This is a genomic window from Nitrospirota bacterium (assembly GCA_016195565.1).
In the GTDB taxonomy this organism is placed as follows: Bacteria; Nitrospirota; Thermodesulfovibrionia; order Thermodesulfovibrionales; family UBA1546; genus UBA1546.
This window is the reverse complement of record JACPZK010000017.1, coordinates 64,019-88,580: the sequence shown is the minus strand read 5'-3', so window position 1 is coordinate 88,580 and position 24,562 is coordinate 64,019. Positions and strand designations below refer to the sequence as shown.

Genomic DNA, 24,562 nt, shown 5'->3' with positions numbered 1-24,562 from the left:
CTTATGCTATGAGTAAAGAAATAATAGAAATTAAGGATACCCTTATGCCGGTCTTTCAGAAATACGGTGAGAGAATTTTGTTTGCTTACCTCTTTGGTTCAGTCTCGCAGGATGAAGCCCTTCCCTTAAGTGATATAGATATTGCAGTGTTTTTCTCGGGCAAAGCGGGAGAATCTTTTTTTGAGTTGAGAGTCTCCTTGTATGCTGACATCTGCAGGGCATTAAAAAGGAATGACATTGATATGGTTGTCCTCAATACAACACGCAATATAATGCTTCTTGACGAGACAATAAGACAGGGTGTTGTTTTATTTGATAAAGATGCAGAATTCAGAGAAGAGTTTGAACACAGAATTCTGCACCGTGCAATTGACTTTAAAGAACAAAGGCTTTCTGTTATAGGGATTTAATGGAAAGAATTCATCAAAAGATTGAAAGGATTAAGGAATATCTTTCATTAATCAGGTCAATCAAGGAGGATTGCCTGAAGCGTTTTGCCGCTGACTCAATTTATCGCGGGGCGCTGCTTCATTATCTTTATTTGCTTACAGACAGCTGCATAGCCCTTGCAGAGCTTGTCATTAAACACAAAAAACTCAGGCCCCCTCAGTCTTATCATGAGGCGTTTGATATATTGGGAGACAATAAGATATTAGAGCCTGATTTCGCCTATTCCTTCGCAAAGGTAGCAGGTTTCAGAAACTTCTTAGCGCATGACTATGAACAGATAGATGCAAAGTTCATCTGTGAAGAGATAATATCCAGACTTAAGGATGTGGATATTTTTATTAACCAAATTGAAAACAATCTGGGGCAGAACTAAAGTCCCTCCTGTCATCTTAAAAAACCTCAGATTCCCCTTGATTTTTATCATGGTTTAAACCAAAATAGTAGTTACTAATAAGACCATAAGTAACGCCACGTGTTCAGCCTGTTTTGTCATTCCGTGCTTGACACGGAATCCAGTGTCTTTTCTGGATTCCCGTTTTCACGGGAATGACAATCATGTGGTCTTACTTATGAACTCCTTAGTAAGAAATACAATTCGCTACCAAAAATCATTATATATTGGAGTTCAATAAAAAAGGAGGCCTATAAATGAAAGTAATTCTCAAAGAAGACGTGAAGAATCTCGGCAAGATGGGCGATATTGTCAATGCCGCTGAAGGTTATGCAAGAAATTTTCTTATCCCAAAAAAACTGGCAGTGGAGGCAATCACAAAAAACATAAAGGAGCTTGAGCACCAGAAAAAAATAATTCAGGCAAAGGCAAAGAAACAGAAGAACTCGGCTCAGACGCTTTCCGGGAAAATAGCATCGCTTAACCTGTTCATAAAGGCAAAGGCGGGCGAAGAAGAGAAGCTCTTCGGCTCCATAACCTCGATGGACATTGCATCAGCGCTCAAAAATGAGGGCATTGATATAGACAAGAAAAAAATATCCATAGAAGAGCCGATTAAAAGGCTCGGCGCTTACACTGTGAGCATAAAGGTTCACTCTGATATAACAACACAACTGAATATTACGGTAATCGCAGAATAATGAAAGATACAGACCTGACAACAAACAAGCTGCCGCCTCAGAACATTGAGGCAGAGCAGTCTGTCCTCGGCGCAATCATGATAGAAAACGATGCGTTCCCGAAAATCATCGAGATTATCACGCGTGAAGATTTTTACAAGGAATCGCACAGGAAAATTTTCGATGCGATGATAGAACTCTTTGAAAAAAACGAGCCTATTGACCTGATAACAATCTCGGAAGAACTCAGGAAAAGAAACGACCTTGACGCAGTGGGCGGAGAACCATATCTGTCCGCCCTTGCAAGCCAGGTTCCCACCGCTGCGAACATAAAATATCATTCAAAGATAATCCGCGAAAAAGCTCTCATGAGGTCGCTCATAAAATCCGCTTCTGAAATTGCAGGCAAGGTTTATGAAGACAACCTGGACGCCGACGAACTTGTTGATAATGCGGAGAGAATAATTTTCAATATATCGGACAAGCGCATAAAGGCGTCCTTTGTAACTTTGAAAGACCTGATAAAGGGCAGCTTTGAGACTATAGAGTACCTTTATGACAAAAAGAGCGCAATAACAGGCGTTGCGTCAGGGTTTACCCAGTTGGATGAGCTGACGTCAGGATTTCAGAGGGGCGACCTGATAGTAATAGGCGGAAGGCCTTCTATGGGGAAAACAGCATTCAGCCTTGATATTGCCCGTCAGGTTGGTGTTGAGCTGAAAGAACCAGTCGCAATATTCAGTCTGGAAATGTCAAAGGAACAGCTGGCGCTGAGAATGCTCTGTTCGGAAGCAAGGGTTGATTCCAACAGCGTAAGAAAAGGTTTCATAAGAAAAGAGGACTGGAGCAAACTCACCAATGCCGCAGGCAAACTCACAGAGGCGCCTGTCTTCATAGATGATTCCTCAAACATAAATGTCCTTGAGATGAGGGCTAAGGCGCGGCGGCTTAAACTTGAACACAAGGGATTAAGCCTTATAGTAGTGGACTACCTCCAGCTGATGAGAGGCAGAGGAGGCTTTGACAAGAACAGGGAACAGGAAATCTCCGAGATATCCCGTTCGCTCAAGGCGCTGTCCAAAGAACTGCAAGTGCCCGTAATAGCTCTGAGCCAGCTAAACAGAGGCGTAGAGCAAAGAAACGACAAAAGGCCTAATCTCTCTGATTTGAGAGAGTCAGGCGCAATAGAGCAGGATGCGGACGTCATAATCTTCCTCTACAGGGATGAATTCTACAATAAGGATTCTAATGACAGGGGCAAGGCGGAAATCAATGTTGCAAAGCAGAGAAACGGGCCGACCAAAACAATCAATCTCGCATTCTTCCCGCAATACACAAGGTTTGAAAATTACAGCGACAGGGAATATCAGGAAACTGAAGATGTCTTTTAATGTCATTGCAGGAGCAATAGATGCCTCACCTGTCATTGCGAGGGACGAAGTCCCGAAGCAATCTCATTACAGGCTCGGAACAGTCTCCGCAATCTCAAAAAACAAGATTGCTTCGCTCCGCTCGCAATGACAAAAGCGAAGGGACTTGCAATGACAGATGAGAGGAAAGCATGAGAAGGTCTCCCGCAGTTGCAGGACAGTTCTATCAGGGCACAGCATCAAAACTGACACAGCAGGTCCAACAATACATAAACATCAACGCCGTAAAAGAACACACAATCGGGATACTCTCTCCTCATGCCGGACTCATATACTCGGGCTCTGTTGCAGGAGAGGTATACTCAGCAATAGAGTTTCCTAAAACATTTGTGCTTATAGGCCCTAATCATACAGGCATTGGCGCAAAGGTTTCCATGATGGCGTCAGGCGAATGGGAAATACCAACAGGTGTTTTTTCCATAGATGAGAAGCTTTCACGGAGAATAGCCGCAAACACACCGATAATTTCAGAGGATGCACAGGCACATGCATTTGAGCATTCACTTGAAGTGCAGCTTCCGTTCATAGCTTATTTTTCAAAAGAGCCGTCCTCCGCCTTAGGCGGATCAGGCGGGCCGAAGATCGTGCCGATTACAGTTATGTCAGCCTCTCTTGAAGAGTGCCGTTTGCTCGGCGAGGGAATCGCAAAATCAATAAAAGAGGTTAATTATGCCGTTGTCATAGCTGCAAGCTCTGACATGAGCCACTACGTGCCTGATGATGTAGCAAGGCAGAAAGACAAAAAAGCGATAGAAATGATTAGGTCCCTGAAACCTGAAGGGCTTTATGAAGTTGTAGGAAGGGAGAGAATTTCTATGTGCGGCTATCTTCCGGCAACAATAATGCTCTTTGCGGCAAAGGCGCTCGGAGCTATTGAGGCAAGGCTCGTAAAATACGCCACATCAGGCGAAGTCAGCGGAGACTATGACCATGTAGTGGGTTACGCAGGCATGATAGTGAAGTAGACCCCGTTAGAAGACTTTGCCTATTAACGGGAAGGCTCACACGGGGCATTCTAACGGGGTAGAGAAGCCGGCGGGGTGGACCCCGATATTATCGGGACGACCTCCCTCAAAGGTATGGCGGGGTGGACGGGGCTCGAACCCGCGACCTCCGACGTGACAGGCCGGCGTTCTAACCAGCTGAACTACCACCCCAAGGCAAAAATCTGTAAAACAGATTTTTGAGTTACAAGTTAGAAGTGAAAAGTTGAAAGTGAAAAAAACTCTTAACTTCTCACTCCATTTTTGCCATAGGCAAAAATGGTAGGCGGAACAGGGATTGAACCTGTGACCCCAGCCTTGTAAGGGCTGTGCTCTCCCATCTGAGCTATCCGCCCTAATAGAACAAAAGAGTTATTATTAAACTACACACAGATAACTTTTGTCAAATATGACGCTTGTGATAAAATCTAAATGCAATGAAAGTTAAGAGTTTAAAGCAAAGAGTTAAAAGTTATAAGCTGCAAACGGAAACTTTAATCTTAATATTTCAAGTAAACACCCCCATCAAAAATCAGAATCTTCCGTCATGAGGTTATCTGACAGGCTTAATTATTCCTGATGTTCACAGTCCCTGTCTGAGGGTCATAGCTGTATTTCGACATATCCATTTCAGCGCCGATTAATTCTTTAACATCATCGAGGGACTGAGGATATTTATCATTGGCGGCATGATATGCCTGAATGGTCTTTCTTAACGCATCAAGGTCTGCAGTTTCTTTAACAGCCTGCCCTTTTTTATATGCGTTAATCATCGCATCGCCGTATTCTGAGACAGGGTTTTTGGGCTTTTCATCACAAGCCGCAATAAGAGATAAAACAGCCAAGCCTAAAAACAACCTTTTCATGGAAATATAATATCACATTTTTAATCTTTATTATAAAATAACTGGATGTGGGTGGTTTTTGCGTTAATATCAGCTTTTACTCTCGCAACAAGCGATGCGCTTACCAAAAAGGCTTTGAAAGACAGCAATGAATATCTTGCCGCCTGGTTCAGGTTCTTTTTTTCTCTCCCCCTGCTCCTGATTCTCTGTCCCTTTATTCCAGTGCCGAAACTTGATGCGGAATTTTACAGGGCCTTTGCAATCGCACTGCCGCTTGAGATTGTGACGATTATCCTGTATATAAAAGCTTTGAGGGTTTCGCCCCTCAGCCTCACGCTTCCGTTCCTTGCGATTACACCTGTGTTTTTAATTTTCATCTCCTATCTGATTGTTGGGGAGAAAGTCTCGTTCCGGGGAGGCGCAGGCATATTCCTCATTGCAGCGGGAAGTTATACACTGAATATCAGTGAAATAAAAAAAGGCATACTTGAGCCGTTCAGGAGCATACCAAGAGAAAAAGGCTCGGTCTTTATGATAGGAGTTGCGCTTATTTACTGTTTTACCGCATCTCTCGGCAAGATAGCGATAGAGCATTCCTCTCCTTTGTTTTTTGTAATAACCTATTACATAGCCCTGACAATTTGTTTTGCGCCCATAGCCTTCTGGATGGGCAGAAAGGAACTGGGAGTTTTTTTCAGAGACAAACAATTCAGGAAGCTTGTCCTCCCGGGTGTTTTTTTTGCCGTCATGGCAGCAACACACATGCTTGCCATGAACCTGACAAAAGTGGCTTATATGATTTCAGTGAAAAGGTTAAGCCTGATTATAGGGATAATGTACGGCTACTTTCTTTTCAGGGAAGAGAATATTAAAGAAAGATTCCTCGGCGCAGTCCTCATGCTCATCGGCTTTGTGTTGGTCGTAACGGCTTTGTGAAAAAATAAAAATGTGATACCTTTTTATTTGTCATTCCGCACTTGATGCGGAATCCAGACATATGATTTTACTGGATTCCCACTTTCGCGGGAATGACGAAAAATATTGAAACGTGAGGACTAACTTGCTGCTACGGTCTGCTCTACTGCGGGCTCTGTTATCGGATATACACTTATCTTGAGCATTGAGCGGTTCTTCCTCTCAAAAGAAACTTTGCCGTCAACCTTTGCAAACAGAGTATCGTCAGTTCCTTTTCCGACATTAAATCCCGGATGGAACTTTGTGCCCCTCTGCCTTACAATGATATTGCCTGCACGGACTACCTGCCCTCCGTATATCTTAACGCCGAGACGCTGAGACTCGCTGTCACGGCCGTTTCTTGAACTTCCTACGCCTTTTTTATGCGCCATCTTTTCCTCCGATTACAATCTCGTTTATCTTCAGTGCTGTATACTGCTGCCTGTGCCCGTTGGTTTTTCTGTACACCTTTCTCGGCCTCTGCTTATGCACAATGACCTTGTCGCCTTTTACAGCGCCTATTACCTCAGCCTTAACCTCTGCGCCCTTTACAAAAGGAGCGCCTATTTTATTCTTCTTGCCTTTCTCATCCCTGACTACTGCAAGCACTTTATCCAGCGTCACGGCAGAGCCGGCTGCTTCAGCCATCTTATCCACCTTTATCGTATCGCCTGATGAGACTTTATATTGCTTTCCGCCTGTTTCTATAATTGCATACATGATTTTCATTACCTCCGGAATAATTATTAAACACTATTCACCGTATAAAAGTCAAGAAAACTGTCGCAAATTAAGCTGTTGACAAACCCTTTGAGCGACATCAGAGAATTTTTGATAACAAATCTCGGTGAAGTGGAGGAAAAGCAATTTCAACTGTCTGAGCTGAAGGCGAGTTTTGAAATTGCCTGCAACGAGCCATAGATTTGTCAAAAAATCTCTGCAAAAAGCGAGAGGGGTTAGGCAGCAGTTTTGGAATGAGGCAAAACAACCTTTATTCTCCCAGATACGCCTTCCTTACCTCTTCACTATTCAAAAGTTCCTTCCCCTGCCCGTGCATCTTTATCCTGCCGGTTTCAAGGACATATCCTCTGCCTGATAGATTTAAGGCTGCATGCGCATTCTGTTCAACAAGCAGGATTGTAACTCCTTCCTTATTTATTTCCTGTATCGCCTTAAATATCCTGCTCACTATTATCGGCGCAAGCCCCAGTGACGGCTCGTCAAGGAGAAGAAGCTTCGGCTCCGGCATCAACGCCCTTGATATCGCAAGCATCTGCTGTTCTCCGCCGCTCAGAGTCCCGCCCAATTGCTTCTCCCGCTCCCGAAGCACAGGAAACATCTCATAGACTTTATCAAATTGAGATTTGATTTTTGAATTTTGATTTTTGAATTTTGATTTTTTTGAGTACGCTCCCATTTCGAGATTTTCCTTTACGGTAAGCTTTGGGAATATCCTCCTCCCTTCAGGCACATGGCTTATCCCCATTTCAACAATGCTGTGAGGCGGCATATCGGAGATGTCACTTCCGATAAAAGATATTGTTCCAGCCTTAGGCTTTAATATGCCGGATATGGTCATGAGCGTGGTGGATTTCCCTGCGCCGTTGTTCCCTATAAGGCATACTATTTCACCCTGATTTACTTTCAGGGTAATGCCTTTCAAGGCCTCTATCGGGCCGTAGAATGTGTGTATGTCATTAAGCTCTAACATAAATAGCTCAACAGCGCAGCAGCGCAGCAGCGCAATAGCGAAACAGACTTCTGCTCTTCTGCTCTTCTGCTCTTCTGCTCTATTTTAGTGTTCCTTTCCAAGATACGCCTCTATCACCATCGGATTGCTCTTTATCTCAGAAGGAGTTCCTTCCGCAATCTTAACGCCGTGGTCCAGCACTACAATATTCTCCGAAATCCCCATTACAACCTTCATATCATGCTCTATAAGAATTATCGTCTTGCCGAGTTCCTGAAGTTTTTTAATAAGCCCCATCATCTCTCCTGTCTCCTGCGGGTTCATGCCTGCCGTTGGCTCATCAAGAAGAATGAGCCTCGGCTCTGTTGCAATCGCCCTCGCTATTTCAAGCCTCTTCTGGCTTCCGTATGGAAGACTTCCTGCAATAGTGTCAGAATATGCCTCCAGCCCGACGAGTTCAAGATATTCAAGCGCCTTTTCCCTTATTGCCTTCTCTTCATCCCTGAAGCTGCTGCTCCTGATTATTGCTGACAGGAGTCCTGACTGTGTCCTGCAGTGCTGCGATACCATAACATTCTCAATGACGGTCATCTCCCTGAATAGCCTTATATTCTGAAAGGTCCTTGCTACGCCGAGCCTCACAATGCTGTCTGGCTTAAGCCCTGTTATCTCCCTGTCAAAAAAACTTATCGCTCCCTTTGTCGGCCGGGTTATTCCTGTAAGGCAGTTAAAGAGTGTTGTCTTCCCTGCGCCGTTAGGCCCGATGATGCTCATGATAGAGCCTTCCTTAGCCCTGAACCTGACTTCCTCTATCGCTCTTATTCCGCCAAAATGTTTTGTGAGGTCCCTAACCTCTAAAAGATACACCCTTCCCTCCCATCAACCCCTGCGGCCTGAATATCATCAGCATGACAAGCCCGCTTCCAAGCGCAAGCATGCGGTATAACTGCACTTCTCTGAGCATCTCAGGGAGTATAACGAGTATTATTGCCCCTAATATTACACCCGGAATGCTTCCCAGCCCTCCGAGTATCACCATGCAAAGTACCAGAACAGACTCCATGAATGTGAAACTCTCAGGAGATACAAACTGCATCTTAGCGGCAAAGAGAACTCCTGCAAGCCCGGCCCAGAATGCTCCGAATGCAAATGAATAAAGCTTGTATGCTGTTGTATTTATCCCTATGGAAGATGATGCAATCTCATCCTCTCTTATCGCTATCCAGGCCCTTCCAATCCTTGATGCAGATACCCTTCTTATTACGAATACGGCAAGCAGCACAAATATAATGATGAAATAATAGAACTGCCCCAGTTTGCTTATCTGCATCCCGAAAATATGCGGCGGCTCAATTCCGCTGATTCCGTTCGGCCCCTTAGTAAAAGAATCCCAGTTATTCAGCACAAGCCTCACAATTTCTCCAAAGCCGAGAGTCACTATGGCAAGATAATCTCCCCTCAGCCTCAATGCCGGAATAGCGAGTATGAATCCCGATAAAGTTACAAGCATGACTGAAAGAGGCAGAGACGCCCAGAAACCGAGCCCCAGTTTTGTATTGAGAAGCGCATAGGAATATGCGCCTATCGCATAGAAAGCTACAAAGCCGAGGTTTAATAATCCGGTAAAACCTACAACTATATTCAATCCCTGTGCCAGTATTATGTAGATGCCTGAAAGCACTGCAATGTCAATCAGATAATCATGCCCGTAAAAAGGCAGGGCCATGACAACGACAGACATGAGAAGAGTCAGGGCTATTGAACGAGTTTTTGATTCCGGCAGTTTTATCCTGATTCTGCCTGAAAGGTATTTTTTAAAATCGCTGAAAACTCCCTTCATGGTTCCAACATACTTTTTAAACATGTTCAGCATGGAAACCGCAGCAAATAACACAATGAAGAGAATCCCCGCTGCTTCTAAACCCTTAAATGGAAGAAAAAGCAGCGCCAGCCACAGAGCAATAATCAGCGGTCTTAAAAAAAGATTAAGACTTCCACCCCCTTCCTTACCCTCCCCCCTCGAGGGGGAGGGAATATCAAAAGAGTCCCCCTCCCCTTGTGGGAGGGGGTGAGGGGGAGGGGAGACATCTTCTGTGTTCTGTATTTTGTGTTCTACCTTATTCATACTTTTTCTTCCTGTGTTTTTCCGAACAGGCCTGAGGGTTTAATAAACAGAATGATAATCAATATGATAAATGCGTATGCATCCTTGTATTCACTTGATATGTAGCCCGCGCTGAAGCTCTCAATAAGACCGAGAAGGATTCCGCCGAACATTGCGCCCGGAATGCTTCCGATGCCGCCTAATACTGCTGCCGTGAATGCCTTAATTCCTGCCATATAGCCAATAGAATAATTCACAAGGCCATAATACGCCGCAACCATAAGGCCGGCAACTGCGGCAAGGCCTGAACCTATTATAAAGGTCTCTGAGATGACGGTATTTATGTTTATCCCAACGAGTGACGCCATCACCTTATCCTGCGCAACCGCCCTCATTGCTTTGCCCCTTCGTGTCTTTGTGATAAACAGATTCAAAGAGAGCATTAAGATTGCTGAGGCCGCTATTATGAAAATTTGCGTATATGTAACTCTTGCCCCCATAAGTTCAATTCCTGCCTTTTCAAAAAGATGCGGGAAAATTTTATCGGTTGCTCCCTGCGTAAGCATCACATAATTCTGGAGGAATATTGACACGCCTATTGCGCTTATCAAAGGACTGAGCCGCGGCGCATTCCTCAGAGGCTTATACGCAATCTTTTCTATTGTAAAACCATAGGATGAACAGAAGACGACAGAGAGAACAAACGTCAGAATCAGCGCAAGCGGAAAGCTGTATGATGTAAGTCCTATTGCCGTGAAAAAAGCAAGAAATATAATTCCGAGATATGCGCCGAGCATATAAATCTCGCCGTGCGCGAAATTTATAAGCCCAAGTATGCCGTAGACCATTGTGTAGCCGAGCGCTATAAGCGCATACACGCCGCCGAGCGTAAGGCCGTTGATTAACTGCTGGGTGAACACAGGAGATTTTAGCAGAAAAAAGAGTTGTTTTTAAATACCTCTTCCATTTTTCATCCAAAAATATATAGAATATGTATTCAAATTACGCTCAAGGAGGTTGCCAATGGCAAGAAAGAACTATTTTTTTACTTCTGAATCTGTAACTGAGGGCCATCCTGATAAGATAGCCGACCAGATATCAGATGCAATTCTTGATGCGATAATCGCGCAGGACCCGATTGCAAGAGTGGCATGTGAGACTCTTGTGACAACAGGACTGGCGTTTGTCGCAGGCGAGATTTCAACAACGTGTTATGTCCATATACCTGACATCGTTAGAGAAACCATTAAGAACATAGGTTACACAAGAGCAAAATACGGTTTTGATTATGAAACCTGCTCGGTAATAACCTCCATTGACCAGCAGTCCGGCGATATAGCAATGGGCGTTGACACAGGCGGCGCAGGAGACCAGGGACTGATGTTCGGCTTTGCATGCAATGAAACAGAGGAGCTTATGCCCTTGCCGATAATGCTTGCGCATAAGATTGCAATGCGGCTTTCGGAGGTCAGAAAAAATGATATCCTTCCCTATATCAGGCCTGACGGAAAATCGCAGGTTACAATTGAATACAAGGACGGGAAGCCCTTCAGGATAGACACAATTGTCGTCTCTTCTCAGCATAGCCCTGACGTGCACATGAAAGATATGAAGGAAGACATCATCGAAAAAGTCATCAAGCCTGTTGTCCCAAAAAAACTCCTTGATGAGGAAAACGTGAAATACTACATTAATCCCACAGGACGTTTTGTTGTCGGAGGCCCTATGGGTGATACAGGACTGACAGGAAGAAAGATAATAGTTGACAGCTACGGCGGCGTAGGCAGCCACGGAGGAGGATGCTTCTCCGGAAAAGATCCAACGAAAGTGGACCGCTCAGGCGCCTATGTTTCGCGGTACATAGCCAAAAATATCGTTGCGGCAGGCATAGCTGACAGAGTTGAAGTCCAGCTTGCGTATGCCATCGGCATCCCTGAACCTGTGTCAATACTCGTTGACACATTCGGCACGGGAAAGGTTGAACAGGAAAAGATTGTACAACTCATAAGAAAGAACTTCAACCTTACGCCTAAAGGCATTATTGAACACCTGAACCTGAGGAGGCCCATATTCAAAAAGACTGCCGCATACGGACATTTCGGCAAGAATGACCCTGACTTCACATGGGAAAAAACAGATAAGGCGGAAGTATTGAAAAAAGAGGCGGGACTGTAGAAAAAGAGTTAAGAGTTAAAAGTTAAAAAATAAAAAACAAGAGGTGATAATGGTAAAACACGATGTAAAAGATATCAAGCTGGCTAAGAAAGGGAAATTACGGATTGAATGGGCTGCTAAAGAGATGCCTGTTCTCAAGAGCATAACAGAGCGGTTCAGAAAGGAAAAACCTCTAAAAGGCGTAAGGCTTGCCGCATGCCTGCATGTAACCACCGAGACTGCAAACCTTGCTGAAACTCTGAAGGCAGGCGGAGCGCAGGTATATCTGTGCGCATCAAATCCATTAAGCACACAGGATGACGTTGCCGCATCGCTCGTTAAGAACTCAGGCATTTCTGTTTTTGCCATAAAAGGCGAAGACCACAAGACTTATTACAGGCATATAATGGACGCCCTGTCTCTTAAGCCGAACATAACAATGGATGACGGAGCCGATATTGTTTCAACGCTCCATACAAAGAAAAAAGAACTCTTGAAAAACCTGTTAGGCGGGACAGAAGAGACAACCACAGGGGTCATAAGGCTGAGGGCCATGGCTGAAAAGGGGGTTTTGAAATACCCTATCATCGCAGTGAATGACGCATATACAAAATATTTGTTTGATAACCGTTACGGCACGGGACAGTCAACCATAGACGGAATAATGCGGGCTACAAACAGGCTGATTGCAGGCTCAGTATTCGTTATAGCGGGCTACGGGTGGTGCAGCAAAGGAATAGCGATGAGGGCCAAAGGCATGGGAGCAAAGCTTATTATCACAGAGGTCAATCCTCTTCGCGGGCTTGAAGCTGTTATGGACGGATTTGATGTTATGCCCATGAGAGATGCAGCGCGCATCGGAGATATATTCGTTACAGCCACCGGAGATATTAACGTCATATACAAAGAATGCTTTAATCTTATGAAAGACGGAGCCATTTTCTGTAATTCAGGGCATTTCAATGTTGAGATAGCAATAGACGCCCTTAAGAAAATGTCAAAGTCAAGGAGGACCATAAGGGATTTCGTGGAAGAATATACTCTAAGGAACGGCAAAAGGGTGTATCTCCTCGGAGAGGGGCGGCTTATTAATCTTGCAGCGGCAGAGGGGCATCCTTCCGCTGTTATGGACATGAGCTTTGCAAACCAGGCCTTGTGCGCAGAATATATGGTGAAAAACTACAGAAAGCTCGAAAGAAAAGTTTACAGCGTCCCTGAAAAAATAGATGCTGAAATATCAAAACTGAAACTCAGATCCTTGGGAATCAGGATAGATGCGCTTACTCCTGAGCAGAAAAAATATCTTGAGAGCTGGGAGATGGGGACATAAATAAAAGTTAGAAGTTTTAAGTTAGAAGTTTAAAAAACAGCAAAGCACCGATTTTAACTTTTCACTTTCAACTTTTAACTTTTAACTTTCTAATATGCATAAGGTAGAGATATATGACACAACGCTGAGGGATGGTTCCCAGGCAGAGGACATTGCATTCTCCGTTGAGGACAAACTCAGGATTACCGGGAAGCTTGATGAACTCGGAGTGCGTTATATTGAGGGAGGCTGGCCCGGTTCAAACCCGAAAGACGCAGACTACTTTAAAAAGTCAAAAAAACTGAAGCTGAAAAATTCCGTGGTAGTTGCCTTCGGGAGCACGCACAGGCCCAAACACAAAGCTAAAGATGACGCAAACATAAAGGCGCTTATCGCATCAGAAACTCCTGTAATAACCATATTCGGAAAGACCTGGGATTTTCACATAAAAGAATCCCTGATGATAACGCCTTCAGAAAACCTTGAGATAATCCATAATTCAGTGGCCTATCTTAAAAAATACGCAGACCAGGTATTTTTTGATGCAGAACACTTCTTTGACGGATACAAGGACAATCCATCCCTTGCATTGAAATGCCTCATCGCTGCTCAGGATGCAGGCGCAGACTTCCTCGTGCTGTGCGACACAAACGGAGGCACGATGCCTGATGAAATGCGAAAAATAGTCGCCAGCGTCATTAAAAAAACAAAAGCTCCAATCGGGATACATACGCATAATGACTCTGAATGCGCAGTGGCAAATTCAATAATCGCGGTTGAGTTAGGCGCATCGCAGGTGCAGGGGACCATAAACGGCATTGGAGAAAGATGCGGAAACGCCAACCTCTGCTCCATAATCCCTAATCTTAATCTCAAACTCGGGATAAAATGCATTACGGATGAACAGATGAAAAGGCTCAGGGACGTTTCCAGGTTCGTAAACGAGATATCAAATATGAGGCATTTCAAGCGCCAGCCGTTTGTCGGAGACAGCGCATTTGCTCATAAGGGCGGAGTGCATGTAAGCGCTGTTATGAAAAGACCTGAGACATACGAGCATATAAAACCCGAGCTTGTGGGAAACTCGCACAGGGTCCTAATCTCAGACCTTGCAGGGAAAAGCAACATTCTCAGAAAGGCAAAGGAATTTAACATCCACATAGAGCCGGATTCCCCGCAGCTTCAGGACATATTAAACAGATTGAAGGATCTCGAACATCAGGGATTTCAGTTTGAAGGGGCGGATGCGTCATTTGAGCTTCTTCTCAAAAAGGAGCTCGGGCTGCACAGAAAATTCTTTGACCTTATCGGGTTCAGGGTAATTGTAGAAAAAAGAAAAGAAGGCGAGATCCCATTGACCGAGGCTACAATAATGGTAAGGGTCGGAGGGAAGACCGAGCACACTGCCGCCACAGGCAGCGGCCCTGTGAACGCGCTTGACAATGCCCTGAGAAGCGCCCTTGATAAGTTCTATCCTGAATTAAAAAATATAAAACTTCACGATTACAAGGTAAGGGTGCTTACGGCAGGCAAGGGAACTTCCGCAAGAGTCAGGGTGCTTGCAGAATCAGGAGATGAAAAAAACAGGTGGAGCACTGTCGGCGTATCGGAGAATATCATAGAGGCGTCATGGCAGGCGCTTGTTGACAGCATTGAATATAAGCTGCTTAAGGAAGAAGAATAGCAATTTTCATCCTTCTCTTCTGAGAAGTTGTTTCACAGGCTTGAACCGAGATAAAAAACAGGACTTTTAAGAAAATAACACAGTATGTTAAAATGCCATTGCTATGGAGGAAATCGGCACAGTAAAAAGCACAGCGGGGGCTTTTGCAAAAGTCTCTGTTCCGAAAAAGAGCGTCTGTGAGGGATGCACGGCAGGCACATGCAAGCCTGATGAACAGTCCATGGAGATTGATGCGGTTAACAAGGCAGGCGCAAAGGCAGGGCAGAGGGTCAGGGTTGTCATAAAGTCATACACATATCTCAAAGGTTCAATCCTTGTTTACGGCATTCCTGCAATAGCTCTGATTGCAGGCGCGGTCCTTGGAAAAGAAATTTTCAGCCGTCAGTTTAAAGATACAGACCCCGACATACTGTCAGCAATATTCGGTTTCGGTTTATTTTTGATTGCTTTTTTAGGCATCAAGATATGGAGCCTGACAGCAGAGAAAAAAACAGAAACAAAGCCTGTTATAGAAGAAATACTTGAGTAAAATTCAACATTCAATATTTAAAATTTAATATACCTGATTTTTGAATCTTGAATTTTAAATTTAATATAGGAGGGGTTTCATGGCTAATCTTGATGTTAACAAAATCAGAAATGTCGCTGTAATTGCGCATGGAGGCGCGGGGAAAACATCCCTGACCGAGGCAATGCTTTTTAATTCAGGTTCTATTGACAGGCTCGGCAGAATTGAAGAAGGCAACACAACGACTGACTGCGAACCTGAAGAAATATCAAGAAAGATAACCATTACATCGGCTTTCGGCTTCTGCAACTGGGACGGCCACCGCATAAACTTGATTGATACGCCTGGATTCATAAATTTTGTAGAAGACACCAGAGGAAGCCTCAAGGCTGTTGACGGAGCTGTCGTTATAGTCAGCGCCCTATCAGGAGTTAAAGCAGAAACAGAGAAGGTCTGGAAATACGCCTGTGAATATGAAATCCCGAGAATAGTCTTTATAAACAAGATGGATAAAGAATCAGCCAACTTCCCGGGCGCCCTTGATGAACTTGTCCAATCCTTCGGCACAGAAGGCGTTCCGCTTCAGATACCAATAGGTTCAGGAGAAACTTTCAGTGGAATAATCAATCTCATTAACATGAAGGCATATAAGTTTTCAGGCGGCAAGGCAGCGGAATCAGACATCCCCTCTGATATGCTGTCCGAGGCTCAGGAATACAGGAAAAAGCTTGTAGAAAAGATTGCTGAATCAGAAGACGCGCTCCTTGAAAAATACCTTGAAGGCGGTGAACTGACACAGGAAGAAATTATAAGAGGGATAAAAGAGGGGTCTCTGTCAAGAAGGTTTATCCCTGTTGTATGCGGCTCAGCAACCAAAAACATAGGCATCCCCCAGCTCATGGATGCAATAATGCTCTGCCTGCCTTCTCCCCATGACCTCGTAAGAATTTTTCCCATTAAAGGCAAAAATCCGAAAGACTCAAAAGACGTGCAGAGAAAGCCTGACGAAAAAGAGCCGTTCTCCGCATACGTCTTTAAGACAATAGCAGACCCTTATGCGGGAAAGCTGTCTGTGTTCAGAGTCTATTCAGGCGCGCTGAAGGCCGATTCAACTGTGCTGAATGCAACATCAGGAGCGAAAGAAAGAATAGGCCAGATATTCTATCTCCTCGGCAAAAAACAGATACCGGCAAGCAGTTTAGGGCCCGGCGAGATAGGAGTTGTATCAAAACTCAAAGAGACAAACACCGGAGACACGCTCTCAGACGAGGCTCATCCCATTATATTTGAGAAGGTGAAGTTTGCAGAACCGATAATCTCCTATGCTATAGCGCCGAAAAGCAAAGGGGACGAAGAAAAAGTCAGCACAGGCATTCACAGGATGCTTGAAGAAGACCCGACCATTAAATTCCACAGGGACGAAGAGACAAAAGAGATGATACTCTCAGGCATGGGACAGGTGCATCTTGAAGTTGCGCTTGAAAGGTTGAAGAGAAAGTTCGGAGTTGAGGTTGTCATGAAAACTCCGAAGATTCCATACAGGGAAACAATCCGGGCTTCATCCGATGCGCAGGGCAGGTATAAAAAACAGTCAGGCGGAAGAGGACAGTACGGAGACTGCCGGATAAAGATAGAGCCGAGGCCGAGAGGCAAGGGCTTTGAGTTTGTCGATAATATAGTCGGAGGATCAATACCAAGGCAATATATACCTGCTGTAGAAAAAGGAATTGTAGATGCAATGCACGAAGGGATAATTGCCGGTTATCCTATGGTGGATGTAAAAGTAACCCTTTATGACGGCTCATATCATACAGTGGATTCATCGGAAATGGCGTTTAAGATTGCAGGGTCATTGGGTATAAAAAAGGCTGTTGAAAATGCAAAGCCGATACTCCTTGAACCCGTAATGAAAGTAGAGATAACAACTCCTGATGAGGCCCTCGGCGCAGTTATAGGCGACCTCAATTCAAAGAGGGGCAAGGTTCAGGGAGTTGAATCACAGGCGAGAAACCAGAAGATAACAGCCTTAGTGCCTATGTCCGAGATGCTGACATACGCAAACCAGCTCCACAGCCTCACATCAGGAAGAGGGCTGTATTCAATGGAATTTTCGCATTACGAAGAAGTGCCTTCACACCAGGCGCAGAAGATAATCGCTGATAAGGCTGCGCAGAAGAAAGAAAAAGCAGAAGAGAAATAAGACAAGGGGAGCATTTTCTGACATGGCAAAAGACATAAAAGACACTCTCAATCTTCCACAGACAGGTTTTCCCATGAAGGCGAACCTTACACAGAAAGAGCCTGAAATGCTCAGGTTCTGGGAAGAGAATAAGATATACGAAAAGCTGCAAAACAAAAATTCAGGCAGTAAACATTACATCCTCCATGACGGCCCTCCTTATGCTAACGGCCACATCCATATCGGGCATGCGCTTAATAAGATACTCAAGGACATAATAGTAAAATTCAAATCCATGCAGGGTTTTTATTCGCCATACGTTCCGGGCTGGGACTGCCACGGCCTTCCGATTGAGCTTCAGGTGGACAAAAACCTCGGAGAAAAAAAAGACAAGGTTGACATCCTTGAGAAAAGAAAGCTCTGCAAGGAATACGCAGAAAAATTTGTGGACATTCAGAGAGAGGAATTCAAGAGGCTCGGAGTTATGGGAGACTGGCAAGAGCCGTATCTCACAATGTCATACGGATATGAAGCGACGATTGTCAGGGAATTTTTAGAATTTGTAAAAAAAGGCTATGCATATAAAGGCAAGAAACCTGTGCACTGGTGCCCATCCTGTGTTACTGCATTAGCAGAGGCAGAGGTGGAATATGCTGAGAAGGAGTCGCCGTCTGTATTTGTAAAGTTCGGAGTGGAGAGTTCGGAGTTTGGAGATAAGATGCCCTCGTTGAAGGGCAAAAAGATCTTTTTTGTAATATGGACAACTACTCCGTGGACACTGCCTGCAAATCTTGCACTCGCATTTCATCCCGAACTTGTTTATGCTGCCGTTGAACAGGGTGATGAAGTCTACATTGTTGCTGAGGGAAGGCTTGAAGCGCTGAAAGAAAGAATCGGCTTGGACGGAAAGATTATTGCAAAGATAACAGGCAGAGAGCTTGAAGGCGTGAATGCAGAGCATCCTTTTATCCTGAGGGAATCAAGGGCTGTACTCGGAGAATTTGTATCCCTTGAAGAAGGAACAGGAATAGTTCACATTGCGCCCGGCCACGGCGAGGACGACTATAAAACAGGCTTAAAATACGGGCTTGATATTTATGCGCCTGTTGATGACAAAGGTAAATTCACAAAACAGGCAGGAAAACTTGAAGGGCAGTTCGTATTCAAGGCAAACGCACAGATAATTGAGATATTGAAAAGCAAAAATGCGCTCATCAAGGAAGAAAAGATAACACATTCCTATCCTCACTGCTGGAGGTGCAAAAAACCTGTCATATTCCGCGCAACAGAGCAGTGGTTCATATCTGTTGAGCATAACAGCCTCAGGGGAAAATGCCTTGAGGAGATAGACAGAGTCAACTGGATTCCTAAATGGGGCAGAGACAGAATATACAATATGGTCTCAGGCAGGCCTGACTGGTGCATATCAAGACAGAGGGCCTGGGGAGTGCCTATAACGCTTATCAGCTGCGAAGGCTGCGGAGAATTTGTCAAAAAAGATTCGGTTCTTGATGCAATCACAAAGCACGTTGAGGAAAACGGGGCTGATATATGGTTCATGAAAAAAGCAGAGGAATTTCTGCCGTCAGGATACAAATGCGAAAAATGCGGCGGGACATCTTTTTCAAAAGAGATGGACATACTGGATGTATGGTTTGATTCAGGCGTAAGCCACGCTGCCGTAATGGAGAAAAATGCGAAGCTCTCCTGGCCCGCTGATATGTATCTTGAGGGCAGCGACCAGCACAGAGGGTGGTTCCAGAGTTCCCTTCTTACGTCAGTGGGAACAAGGGGGACATCTCCGTATAAAACAGTCCTTACGCACGGATTTGTAATGGACGGCTCAGGCAAGAAGATGTCAAAGTCTCTCGGCAATGTTGTTGCGCCGCAGGAGATCATTAAAGCAAACGGCGCCGAGATACTGAGGCTGTGGGTCTCTGCTGAAGATTACAGGGATGATGTCAGGATATCAAAGGAAATTATAGACAGGCTTACAGAGGCCTACAGAAAAATTCGGAATACCGCAAGATTTCTGCTCGGCAATCTTTCTGATTTTGACGGGAAGGACGGAAAAGATTATAGCAAGGACCTGCTTGAGATAGACAGGTGGGCCATGTCAAGACTTCAGACTCTGACTGCAAAAATCACATCTGCATACGAGAGATTTGACTTCCATGAAGTTTATCATCTCCTGCATAACTTCTGCGTTGTGGATATGAGCTCCTTTTATCTTGATATTCTCAAAGACAGGCTATACACCTTCAAAGCTGATTCAAAAGAAAGAAGGGCTGCACAGTGGGTTTTAAACAGAATACTTTTATCTATGACCGGGCTTATGGCTCCGGTAATTTCTTTCACGGCAGAAGAGATATGGAGATTCATTGCCGGCAAAAAAGAGGAGAGCGTGTTTCTTTCGCCTTTCCCGATGGCAGATGAAAAATACCTCGATCCGGCGCTTGAAGAAAAATGGGCAAAACTCATAGCAATAAGAAATGCGACAAACAAGGCTCTTGAGCTTAAGAGGCAGAACAAGTTCATAGGCAACTCTCTTGAGGCAAAGGTGATTATATGCCTTCCTGAAAATGAGTTTAATCTCCTGAATGAATATAAAGAATTCCTTCCGGCGCTTTTTATCGTCTCATCAGCAGAGGCAAAGCAGGCATCAGGAAAAATAGACAGCGCTTATGAAAGCGAAGAGATAAAAGGCATGTCAGTCATTGTAGAACGGGCCAGCGGCAAAAAATGCGGGCGCTGCTGGAACTGGAGCGCATCCGTTGGAACACACACCGGCGCCGCTGAATTATGCGATAGATGTTATAATGTCGTTAAATGAAAAAAACAGCTTTTATCATTATCCCCCTGCTTGTAATCTTGGACCAGGCAACAAAATATCTCGCGGATAAACTTATAAGTACTTTCAAGCCGGTTGAACTTCTCCCATTTCTCCATCTCGTGAACCTGAGAAATGAAGGCGCTGCATTCGGCATGTTCAAAAGTTTCGGGAATAACATCTTTATAATCATATCCCTCATTGCAATTGGAGTCATCTTTTTTATGCTTATAAAAGAGAAAGAAGACCCATTAGGGCTTTCTCTCATTCTCGGAGGCGCAATAGGGAATTTGATAGACAGGCTCTTCAGAGGCTCTGTCGTTGATTTCATAGATGTTTTTGCAGGCAGGCATCACTGGCCGGCATTCAATGTTGCGGACTCAGCGCTGACAATAGGAATAGGATTGATATTTATAAAATTGTTTTTAAAAAAACATGAGGGAACCACTAATGCATCCGATATTAATTAGAATAGGCCCGCTGACGATACATACCTACGGCGTTCTCATTGCCGCAGGTTTTTTGCTCGGGCTTGCGCTTGCCGTAAGACAGGCCAAGAAACAGGGAATCTCTTCAGATAAAATCGTGGACCTTGGTTTTTACATGCTCATTGCAGCGCTGATAGGCTCAAGGCTTTTCTTTGTGCTTGTGGAGGCAGGCCATTTTCTGAGAAACCCTCTGGACATATTCAAAATTTGGGAAGGCGGCCTTGTATTCTACGGAGGCGTTATATTCGCAATTCCAGTTGCTGTCTGGTATGCAAAAAAGAAAGGGCTTGATATCCGGGCTACCGCTGATATTTTCGCGCCGTCACTTGCAATCGGGCATGCAATCGGAAGGCTTGGATGCTTCTCAGCAGGCTGCTGTTACGGAAGCCCTGCGGAAGGATGTCCTCTGGCAGTGACATTCCTTGACCCTGAATCCCTTGCAAGGATTGGCATTCCACTTCATCCAACACAGTTATACGAATCAGCGGGAGAATTCATAAACTTTCTTATACTCATAACCCTGAGAAAGCGCCAGTCATTCAAAGGACAGTTATTCTGGGCATACCTTTTAATTTACTCTGTCATCAGGTTTACTGTGGAATTCTTCAGAGGCGATGAGGTGAGAGGCTTTCTCTTTGGAAATATCTCAATATCGCAGGGGATAAGCGTTTTACTATTCCTGTCCGCTGTTGCGGCAATCCTTGTCTTCAGAAAAAAGAAGATATAAGCCGTTCCTGAAATTGCAGACACAGATAATTTTCGCCCCTTTACTTTAAGCCGGGATATGCTAAAATAGCCCCATGGAAAAAAGGCGTTTCAGGAGAATACGGGTCAATCTGAAGGCTGAGCGGATATCCGGCAATGAAAAATATGCTGTCTTCATAGAGAATATCTCAGAATCCGGCATCTACATGCTTACCACAACTTCAAGCGATAATAAAAAATATGCTGCCGGCACAGAGATTGAATTGAGGCTAAAACTCTCAACAGGAGAAACAATCCACCTCCGCGGCATAACAAAATGGGCCTATTACAAGATGCCGCCGGACGGTTTAACAGACAGCATAGGCATTGAAATCATAGACCCGCCGCAGGAATACATAAGCTTTGTCAGGGCGCTGTATTAATCCGATAAACCGCATCGGCTAAAGCGGAAGGTATGCCTTGGGATTCAGGCTTGCTCCTGCAAAGTCCTTATTTAAAAAGTGATTATACCCTGCCGAGGCAATCATGGCAGCATTATCCGTGCACAGATTTATGGATGGAATAAATATCTCTGCTTCCCTTTCATCTCCCATTTCTTTCATTCTCTTTCTTAATTCGCTGTTTGCCGATACGCCGCCTGAGAGAGTGACACGCCTTAGGCCCTCTTTTTTTATCGCCCATTCTGTCTTTCTTACAAGCACATCAACCATGCATGCCTGAAATGAGGCGGCAATATCTGCGAGTGATAAATCAGCTTTCAGCTTACAGCTATCAGCCTTCAGCTTTTTTTCACTGACCGCTAACTGCTGAACGCTGATAGCCATTCTCACTGCTGTCTTCAAACCGCTGAAGCTGAAATCAAATGATTCAGGAAGATACGGCCTTGGAAAATCTATCGCCTTTGGATTTCCTTCGGATGCAAGCTTGTCAATTATAGGGCCTCCCGGATAACCAAGCCCAAGAAGCTTGGATATCTTGTCATAAGCCTCGCCTGACGCGTCATCCCTGGTCCTGCCGAGTTCTCTGTATTTCCCAAAACCGTCAACGCGGTAAAGGCTCGTGTGGCCGCCTGATGCTATCAGCGAGATGAACGGAAATTCCGGCTGCGGTTCTTCCAGAAAACAGGAAAACATGTGCCCCTCAAGGTGATTTACCGCGAGCAAAGGAATATTCTTTGAAAAACATAATGCCTTTGCAAATGAGCATCCGACAAGAAGAGAGCCGATCAATCCGGGCCCATGGCAGACCGCAACAGCCGAGACGTCTTCAAGCCCTGCGCCTGCGCCCTTCAACGCCTCATCAACAACAGGCAGTATCATCTCTATATGCCTTCGCGATGCAAGCTCCGGAACAATGCCTCCGTATTTTTTGTGAATATCCGTCTGGCTTGAGACAATATTGGAAACTATTCTGACACCGTTCTCAACAACAGCGGCAGCAGTGTCATCGCATGATGTGTCTATTCCGAGTATAAGCATGGGATATTATATAAGATGTTTCGTGTTTTCAGCTTGATTTAATTATCAAAATCTTGTTAGATAATGTGTTATATGACAGAGAAATCAGGCCAGTTGCACATTACCTCAGACATCCCGCTCAGGTTTAACGTAAACATTAAGCTCGGAGAAAAAAGCTATCATGTCCAGACAGAGCACGGCGGAATCAAAGAACCCCTGCTCACAACCCTCATTTACCATAAAGGGGAAATAGTTTATTCAAAAAAAGAGGATTGCTCTGATATTATGGACAAAAAAGACTATGAGGATAAGCTCCATGAGTTTATGGAGAATCATCATAAGAGCGCCATTGAAGAATTTACAGCCCTACTTAAAGAAAGCAGGAAAAAGACAGAGTATCTTGACACCGCAAAAAAACTTCTCGCAAGGAAAAACAATAAGGAGGCATTAAAAATATTAAGGGAAGCGGTTGAGGAATACTCCGAAGACCCGCTCATTGTATCCTATTACGGATGCCTCACAGCAATTGTTGATAAAAAATATACCAGGGGGATAAATATATGCAAGAAGGCCATGGAAAGGCTTGACCTTGCATTCCCGCCTATAACCAAATCCATCCACGCCACGCTGTATCTTAACCTTGGCAGGGCCTACGTTGCCGGCGGAGAAAAAAAAGCAGCCCTTGCCGCATTTAATAGCGGGTTAAAGATTGACGGGGCTAATCACGACCTGCTGTGGGAAATCAAAAAACTCGGGACCAGGAAAAAATCTCCTCTGCCGTTTCTCTCACGAGGCAATCCGATTAACAAGTACATAGGGCTTCTGCTCACAAAATTAAAAAACAGGTAAAAATCTATGCAGCCGGCTATAAAGGAAAAACACTATTCCGAGTCTACAAGAAAACTGCATCTGCCTTGTCCTTATGCAGAAGAGACAGGCATTCACATCCATGTTGTTATAAAAGACGGCAACTGTTACCGCTCAGAGCAGTGCATGGCGCTCAAATGTAAATTCAACCGGCTTCAGTCGGATGTAAAGTCAATTCTTTCCCTTACGTGGTAACAATGCTAAAGCTTGTAAGAAATGACCGCGGTTTTATGGTTGAGCGCATTCTTCTCGTCTTTCTAATAATCATCGCCCTCACAGTCGGAATCTCACAGTATCAAAAATACGGAATCCCCGGCTTTATTCTCGGATTCTTAATTACAATCGCAGGCGTTGTCGCAGCGGTCTTTGTATTGTTCGGAGCGCTTGACCGCATCGGCTATTTGCATGACAGGCTGCATGAGAAAACTTGGTATAAGAATACATTAAAAATTTCTCTGTTGATTCTCATATTCCTGTCCCTCTCATTATGGAGCATGGCTCTTCTGGGCCTTGCAACTCTCAGATTTGAAATTCTGAAAAAGATGCCGGAACCGGCATTCCTCGCCATCGCATTTACTGCCGGAGCAGTAGCAACAGTAATTAGCTGGTTTTTAAAAGATGTCTTCTGGACTAATTTCTGGAGGCTCTGTGGATTTCTTGGGCTCTCAATCGCCTGTGCATTTTTTGGCATGGTCCTCGGACAGATGCTTTTCACCTCCGTATCTTCACAAATGCGCGTAGTTGACATAGCATTCATTATCCCGCTGATTGTTTACCTCTTTATGACATTTACAGGCAAGTTCAAGGCGAAAAAGCAGGATGAGTGAAACTTACAATAATCTCTTCATCCCCAG

The 24,562-nt window shown here is 44.6% G+C and carries 27 protein-coding genes and 2 tRNA genes; 19 read left to right on the top strand and 10 right to left on the bottom strand.

The window, feature by feature from the left end:
* Nucleotides 1–8: 8 nt before the first annotated feature.
* From HY035_06065 to amrB, 6 genes are all read left to right on the top strand, one after another.
* Nucleotides 9–410: a nucleotidyltransferase domain-containing protein gene (locus HY035_06065; protein MBI3377948.1), complete on the top strand. Its 402-nt coding sequence runs from the start codon at nt 9–11 to the stop codon at nt 408–410.
* Complete coding sequence (locus HY035_06060) at nt 410–823, top strand: DUF86 domain-containing protein (GenBank protein ID MBI3377947.1); 414 nt, start codon at nt 410–412, stop codon at nt 821–823. The genes HY035_06065 and HY035_06060 overlap by 1 nt, the downstream gene beginning before the upstream one ends.
* 275 nt (nt 824–1,098) lie before the next feature.
* The gene (locus HY035_06055) at nt 1,099–1,542 is read left to right on the top strand and encodes a 50S ribosomal protein L9 (protein ID MBI3377946.1); all 444 of its coding nucleotides are present in this window, start codon (nt 1,099–1,101) and stop codon (nt 1,540–1,542) included.
* Nucleotides 1,542–2,912: a replicative DNA helicase gene (dnaB, locus tag HY035_06050; protein ID MBI3377945.1), complete on the top strand. Its 1,371-nt coding sequence runs from the start codon at nt 1,542–1,544 to the stop codon at nt 2,910–2,912. Before HY035_06055 ends, dnaB begins: the two co-directional genes overlap by 1 nt.
* A complete protein-coding gene (locus HY035_06045) occupies nt 2,902–3,042 on the top strand; it encodes a hypothetical protein (protein ID MBI3377944.1) in 141 nt (46 codons plus the stop codon). Before dnaB ends, HY035_06045 begins: the two co-directional genes overlap by 11 nt.
* A gap of 40 nt (nt 3,043–3,082) precedes the next feature.
* Nucleotides 3,083–3,916, top strand: a complete 834-nt coding sequence (amrB, locus tag HY035_06040; GenBank protein ID MBI3377943.1) for an AmmeMemoRadiSam system protein B — start codon at nt 3,083–3,085, stop codon at nt 3,914–3,916.
* 115 nt (nt 3,917–4,031) lie between these two features.
* Here amrB and HY035_06035 read toward each other — a convergent pair.
* The 3 genes from HY035_06035 to HY035_06025 all read right to left on the bottom strand — a co-directional run bounded on the left by HY035_06035 (nt 4,032) and on the right by HY035_06025 (nt 4,800).
* A tRNA-Asp gene (locus tag HY035_06035) sits at nt 4,032–4,108 on the bottom strand.
* 106 nt (nt 4,109–4,214) lie between these two features.
* A tRNA-Val gene (locus tag HY035_06030) sits at nt 4,215–4,290 on the bottom strand.
* A 210-nt stretch (nt 4,291–4,500) separates the two neighbouring features.
* Nucleotides 4,501–4,800, bottom strand: a complete 300-nt coding sequence (locus HY035_06025; GenBank protein MBI3377942.1) for a hypothetical protein — start codon at nt 4,798–4,800, stop codon at nt 4,501–4,503.
* A gap of 45 nt (nt 4,801–4,845) precedes the next feature.
* Between HY035_06025 and HY035_06020 the strand changes: the two genes are divergently transcribed.
* Nucleotides 4,846–5,715: an EamA family transporter gene (locus HY035_06020; protein ID MBI3377941.1), complete on the top strand. Its 870-nt coding sequence runs from the start codon at nt 4,846–4,848 to the stop codon at nt 5,713–5,715.
* A gap of 119 nt (nt 5,716–5,834) precedes the next feature.
* On the opposite strand, the gene rpmA is transcribed toward HY035_06020, so the two are convergent.
* From rpmA to HY035_05990, 6 genes are all read right to left on the bottom strand, one after another.
* Complete coding sequence (gene rpmA, locus HY035_06015; GenBank protein ID MBI3377940.1) at nt 5,835–6,125, bottom strand: 50S ribosomal protein L27; 291 nt, start codon at nt 6,123–6,125, stop codon at nt 5,835–5,837.
* Nucleotides 6,115–6,453, bottom strand: coding sequence for a 50S ribosomal protein L21 (gene rplU, locus HY035_06010; GenBank protein ID MBI3377939.1), 339 nt, complete (start codon nt 6,451–6,453; stop codon nt 6,115–6,117). Before rplU ends, rpmA begins: the two co-directional genes overlap by 11 nt.
* Nucleotides 6,454–6,724: 271 nt before the next feature.
* Nucleotides 6,725–7,444, bottom strand: coding sequence for an ABC transporter ATP-binding protein (locus HY035_06005; protein MBI3377938.1), 720 nt, complete (start codon nt 7,442–7,444; stop codon nt 6,725–6,727).
* 84 nt (nt 7,445–7,528) lie between these two features.
* The gene (locus HY035_06000; protein MBI3377937.1) at nt 7,529–8,290 is read right to left on the bottom strand and encodes an ABC transporter ATP-binding protein; all 762 of its coding nucleotides are present in this window, start codon (nt 8,288–8,290) and stop codon (nt 7,529–7,531) included.
* Nucleotides 8,271–9,296 carry a branched-chain amino acid ABC transporter permease gene (locus tag HY035_05995; protein MBI3377936.1) on the bottom strand — a complete coding sequence of 342 codons (1,026 nt, stop codon included), beginning with the start codon at nt 9,294–9,296 and terminating at the stop codon, nt 8,271–8,273. The genes HY035_06000 and HY035_05995 overlap by 20 nt, the downstream gene beginning before the upstream one ends.
* Nucleotides 9,297–9,544: 248 nt before the next feature.
* The gene (locus HY035_05990) at nt 9,545–10,447 is read right to left on the bottom strand and encodes a branched-chain amino acid ABC transporter permease (protein MBI3377935.1); all 903 of its coding nucleotides are present in this window, start codon (nt 10,445–10,447) and stop codon (nt 9,545–9,547) included.
* A 103-nt stretch (nt 10,448–10,550) separates the two neighbouring features.
* On the opposite strand from HY035_05990, the gene HY035_05985 reads away from it, so the two are divergent.
* The 9 genes from HY035_05985 to HY035_05945 all read left to right on the top strand — a co-directional run bounded on the left by HY035_05985 (nt 10,551) and on the right by HY035_05945 (nt 21,806).
* Nucleotides 10,551–11,702, top strand: a complete 1,152-nt coding sequence (locus HY035_05985) for a methionine adenosyltransferase (protein MBI3377934.1) — start codon at nt 10,551–10,553, stop codon at nt 11,700–11,702.
* Nucleotides 11,703–11,751: 49 nt separating this feature from the next.
* On the top strand, nt 11,752–13,011 hold the full coding sequence (locus HY035_05980; GenBank protein MBI3377933.1) for an adenosylhomocysteinase: 1,260 nt from the start codon (nt 11,752–11,754) through the stop codon (nt 13,009–13,011).
* A gap of 94 nt (nt 13,012–13,105) precedes the next feature.
* Nucleotides 13,106–14,674: a citramalate synthase gene (locus HY035_05975; GenBank protein MBI3377932.1), complete on the top strand. Its 1,569-nt coding sequence runs from the start codon at nt 13,106–13,108 to the stop codon at nt 14,672–14,674.
* Nucleotides 14,675–14,777: 103 nt separating this feature from the next.
* The gene (locus HY035_05970; protein MBI3377931.1) at nt 14,778–15,203 is read left to right on the top strand and encodes a SoxR reducing system RseC family protein; all 426 of its coding nucleotides are present in this window, start codon (nt 14,778–14,780) and stop codon (nt 15,201–15,203) included.
* A gap of 79 nt (nt 15,204–15,282) precedes the next feature.
* Nucleotides 15,283–17,382, top strand: coding sequence for an elongation factor G (fusA, locus tag HY035_05965; GenBank protein MBI3377930.1), 2,100 nt, complete (start codon nt 15,283–15,285; stop codon nt 17,380–17,382).
* Nucleotides 17,383–17,404: 22 nt separating this feature from the next.
* The gene (gene ileS / locus HY035_05960; GenBank protein ID MBI3377929.1) at nt 17,405–20,194 is read left to right on the top strand and encodes an isoleucine--tRNA ligase; all 2,790 of its coding nucleotides are present in this window, start codon (nt 17,405–17,407) and stop codon (nt 20,192–20,194) included.
* Nucleotides 20,191–20,661 carry a signal peptidase II gene (gene lspA, locus HY035_05955; GenBank protein MBI3377928.1) on the top strand — a complete coding sequence of 157 codons (471 nt, stop codon included), beginning with the start codon at nt 20,191–20,193 and terminating at the stop codon, nt 20,659–20,661. The genes ileS and lspA overlap by 4 nt, the downstream gene beginning before the upstream one ends.
* Nucleotides 20,642–21,406, top strand: a complete 765-nt coding sequence (gene lgt / locus HY035_05950; protein ID MBI3377927.1) for a prolipoprotein diacylglyceryl transferase — start codon at nt 20,642–20,644, stop codon at nt 21,404–21,406. The genes lspA and lgt overlap by 20 nt, the downstream gene beginning before the upstream one ends.
* A gap of 73 nt (nt 21,407–21,479) precedes the next feature.
* Nucleotides 21,480–21,806 (top strand): PilZ domain-containing protein, encoded by a 327-nt coding sequence (locus HY035_05945; GenBank protein MBI3377926.1) that lies wholly within the window; start codon nt 21,480–21,482, stop codon nt 21,804–21,806.
* Nucleotides 21,807–21,824: 18 nt separating this feature from the next.
* Here the strand turns inward: HY035_05945 and tsaD are convergent, their stop codons facing one another.
* The gene (gene tsaD / locus HY035_05940; protein ID MBI3377925.1) at nt 21,825–22,862 is read right to left on the bottom strand and encodes a tRNA (adenosine(37)-N6)-threonylcarbamoyltransferase complex transferase subunit TsaD; all 1,038 of its coding nucleotides are present in this window, start codon (nt 22,860–22,862) and stop codon (nt 21,825–21,827) included.
* 72 nt (nt 22,863–22,934) lie between these two features.
* Between tsaD and HY035_05935 the strand changes: the two genes are divergently transcribed.
* Genes HY035_05935 through HY035_05925 form a run of 3 tightly spaced genes read left to right on the top strand, consistent with a single transcriptional unit; the run spans nt 22,935 to nt 24,535 of the window.
* On the top strand, nt 22,935–23,690 hold the full coding sequence (locus HY035_05935) for a hypothetical protein (GenBank protein MBI3377924.1): 756 nt from the start codon (nt 22,935–22,937) through the stop codon (nt 23,688–23,690).
* 6 nt (nt 23,691–23,696) lie between these two features.
* On the top strand, nt 23,697–23,903 hold the full coding sequence (locus HY035_05930) for a hypothetical protein (GenBank protein ID MBI3377923.1): 207 nt from the start codon (nt 23,697–23,699) through the stop codon (nt 23,901–23,903).
* A 2-nt stretch (nt 23,904–23,905) separates the two neighbouring features.
* Complete coding sequence (locus HY035_05925; protein MBI3377922.1) at nt 23,906–24,535, top strand: hypothetical protein; 630 nt, start codon at nt 23,906–23,908, stop codon at nt 24,533–24,535.
* The last annotated feature ends 27 nt before the right edge of the window (nt 24,536–24,562 follow it).

Bases quoted from the DNA above. Each gene is read 5' to 3' on its own strand.
- HY035_06065 (MBI3377948.1), top strand. From the start codon at position 9: ATGAGTAAAGAAATAATAGAAATTAAGGATACCCTTATGCCGGTCTTT.
- HY035_06060 (MBI3377947.1), top strand. From the start codon at position 410: ATGGAAAGAATTCATCAAAAGATTGAAAGGATTAAGGAATATCTTTCA.
- HY035_06055 (MBI3377946.1), top strand. From the start codon at position 1,099: ATGAAAGTAATTCTCAAAGAAGACGTGAAGAATCTCGGCAAGATGGGC.
- dnaB (MBI3377945.1), top strand. From the start codon at position 1,542: ATGAAAGATACAGACCTGACAACAAACAAGCTGCCGCCTCAGAACATT.
- HY035_06045 (MBI3377944.1), top strand. From the start codon at position 2,902: ATGTCTTTTAATGTCATTGCAGGAGCAATAGATGCCTCACCTGTCATT.
- amrB (MBI3377943.1), top strand. From the start codon at position 3,083: ATGAGAAGGTCTCCCGCAGTTGCAGGACAGTTCTATCAGGGCACAGCA.
- HY035_06025 (MBI3377942.1), bottom strand. From the start codon at position 4,800: ATGAAAAGGTTGTTTTTAGGCTTGGCTGTTTTATCTCTTATTGCGGCT.
- HY035_06020 (MBI3377941.1), top strand. From the start codon at position 4,846: ATGTGGGTGGTTTTTGCGTTAATATCAGCTTTTACTCTCGCAACAAGC.
- rpmA (MBI3377940.1), bottom strand. From the start codon at position 6,125: ATGGCGCATAAAAAAGGCGTAGGAAGTTCAAGAAACGGCCGTGACAGC.
- rplU (MBI3377939.1), bottom strand. From the start codon at position 6,453: ATGTATGCAATTATAGAAACAGGCGGAAAGCAATATAAAGTCTCATCA.
- HY035_06005 (MBI3377938.1), bottom strand. From the start codon at position 7,444: ATGTTAGAGCTTAATGACATACACACATTCTACGGCCCGATAGAGGCC.
- HY035_05995 (MBI3377936.1), bottom strand. From the start codon at position 9,296: ATGCTGAACATGTTTAAAAAGTATGTTGGAACCATGAAGGGAGTTTTC.
- HY035_05985 (MBI3377934.1), top strand. From the start codon at position 10,551: ATGGCAAGAAAGAACTATTTTTTTACTTCTGAATCTGTAACTGAGGGC.
- HY035_05980 (MBI3377933.1), top strand. From the start codon at position 11,752: ATGGTAAAACACGATGTAAAAGATATCAAGCTGGCTAAGAAAGGGAAA.
- HY035_05975 (MBI3377932.1), top strand. From the start codon at position 13,106: ATGCATAAGGTAGAGATATATGACACAACGCTGAGGGATGGTTCCCAG.
- HY035_05970 (MBI3377931.1), top strand. From the start codon at position 14,778: ATGGAGGAAATCGGCACAGTAAAAAGCACAGCGGGGGCTTTTGCAAAA.
- fusA (MBI3377930.1), top strand. From the start codon at position 15,283: ATGGCTAATCTTGATGTTAACAAAATCAGAAATGTCGCTGTAATTGCG.
- ileS (MBI3377929.1), top strand. From the start codon at position 17,405: ATGGCAAAAGACATAAAAGACACTCTCAATCTTCCACAGACAGGTTTT.
- lspA (MBI3377928.1), top strand. From the start codon at position 20,191: ATGAAAAAAACAGCTTTTATCATTATCCCCCTGCTTGTAATCTTGGAC.
- lgt (MBI3377927.1), top strand. From the start codon at position 20,642: ATGCATCCGATATTAATTAGAATAGGCCCGCTGACGATACATACCTAC.
- HY035_05945 (MBI3377926.1), top strand. From the start codon at position 21,480: ATGGAAAAAAGGCGTTTCAGGAGAATACGGGTCAATCTGAAGGCTGAG.
- tsaD (MBI3377925.1), bottom strand. From the start codon at position 22,862: ATGCTTATACTCGGAATAGACACATCATGCGATGACACTGCTGCCGCT.
- HY035_05935 (MBI3377924.1), top strand. From the start codon at position 22,935: ATGACAGAGAAATCAGGCCAGTTGCACATTACCTCAGACATCCCGCTC.
- HY035_05930 (MBI3377923.1), top strand. From the start codon at position 23,697: ATGCAGCCGGCTATAAAGGAAAAACACTATTCCGAGTCTACAAGAAAA.
- HY035_05925 (MBI3377922.1), top strand. From the start codon at position 23,906: ATGCTAAAGCTTGTAAGAAATGACCGCGGTTTTATGGTTGAGCGCATT.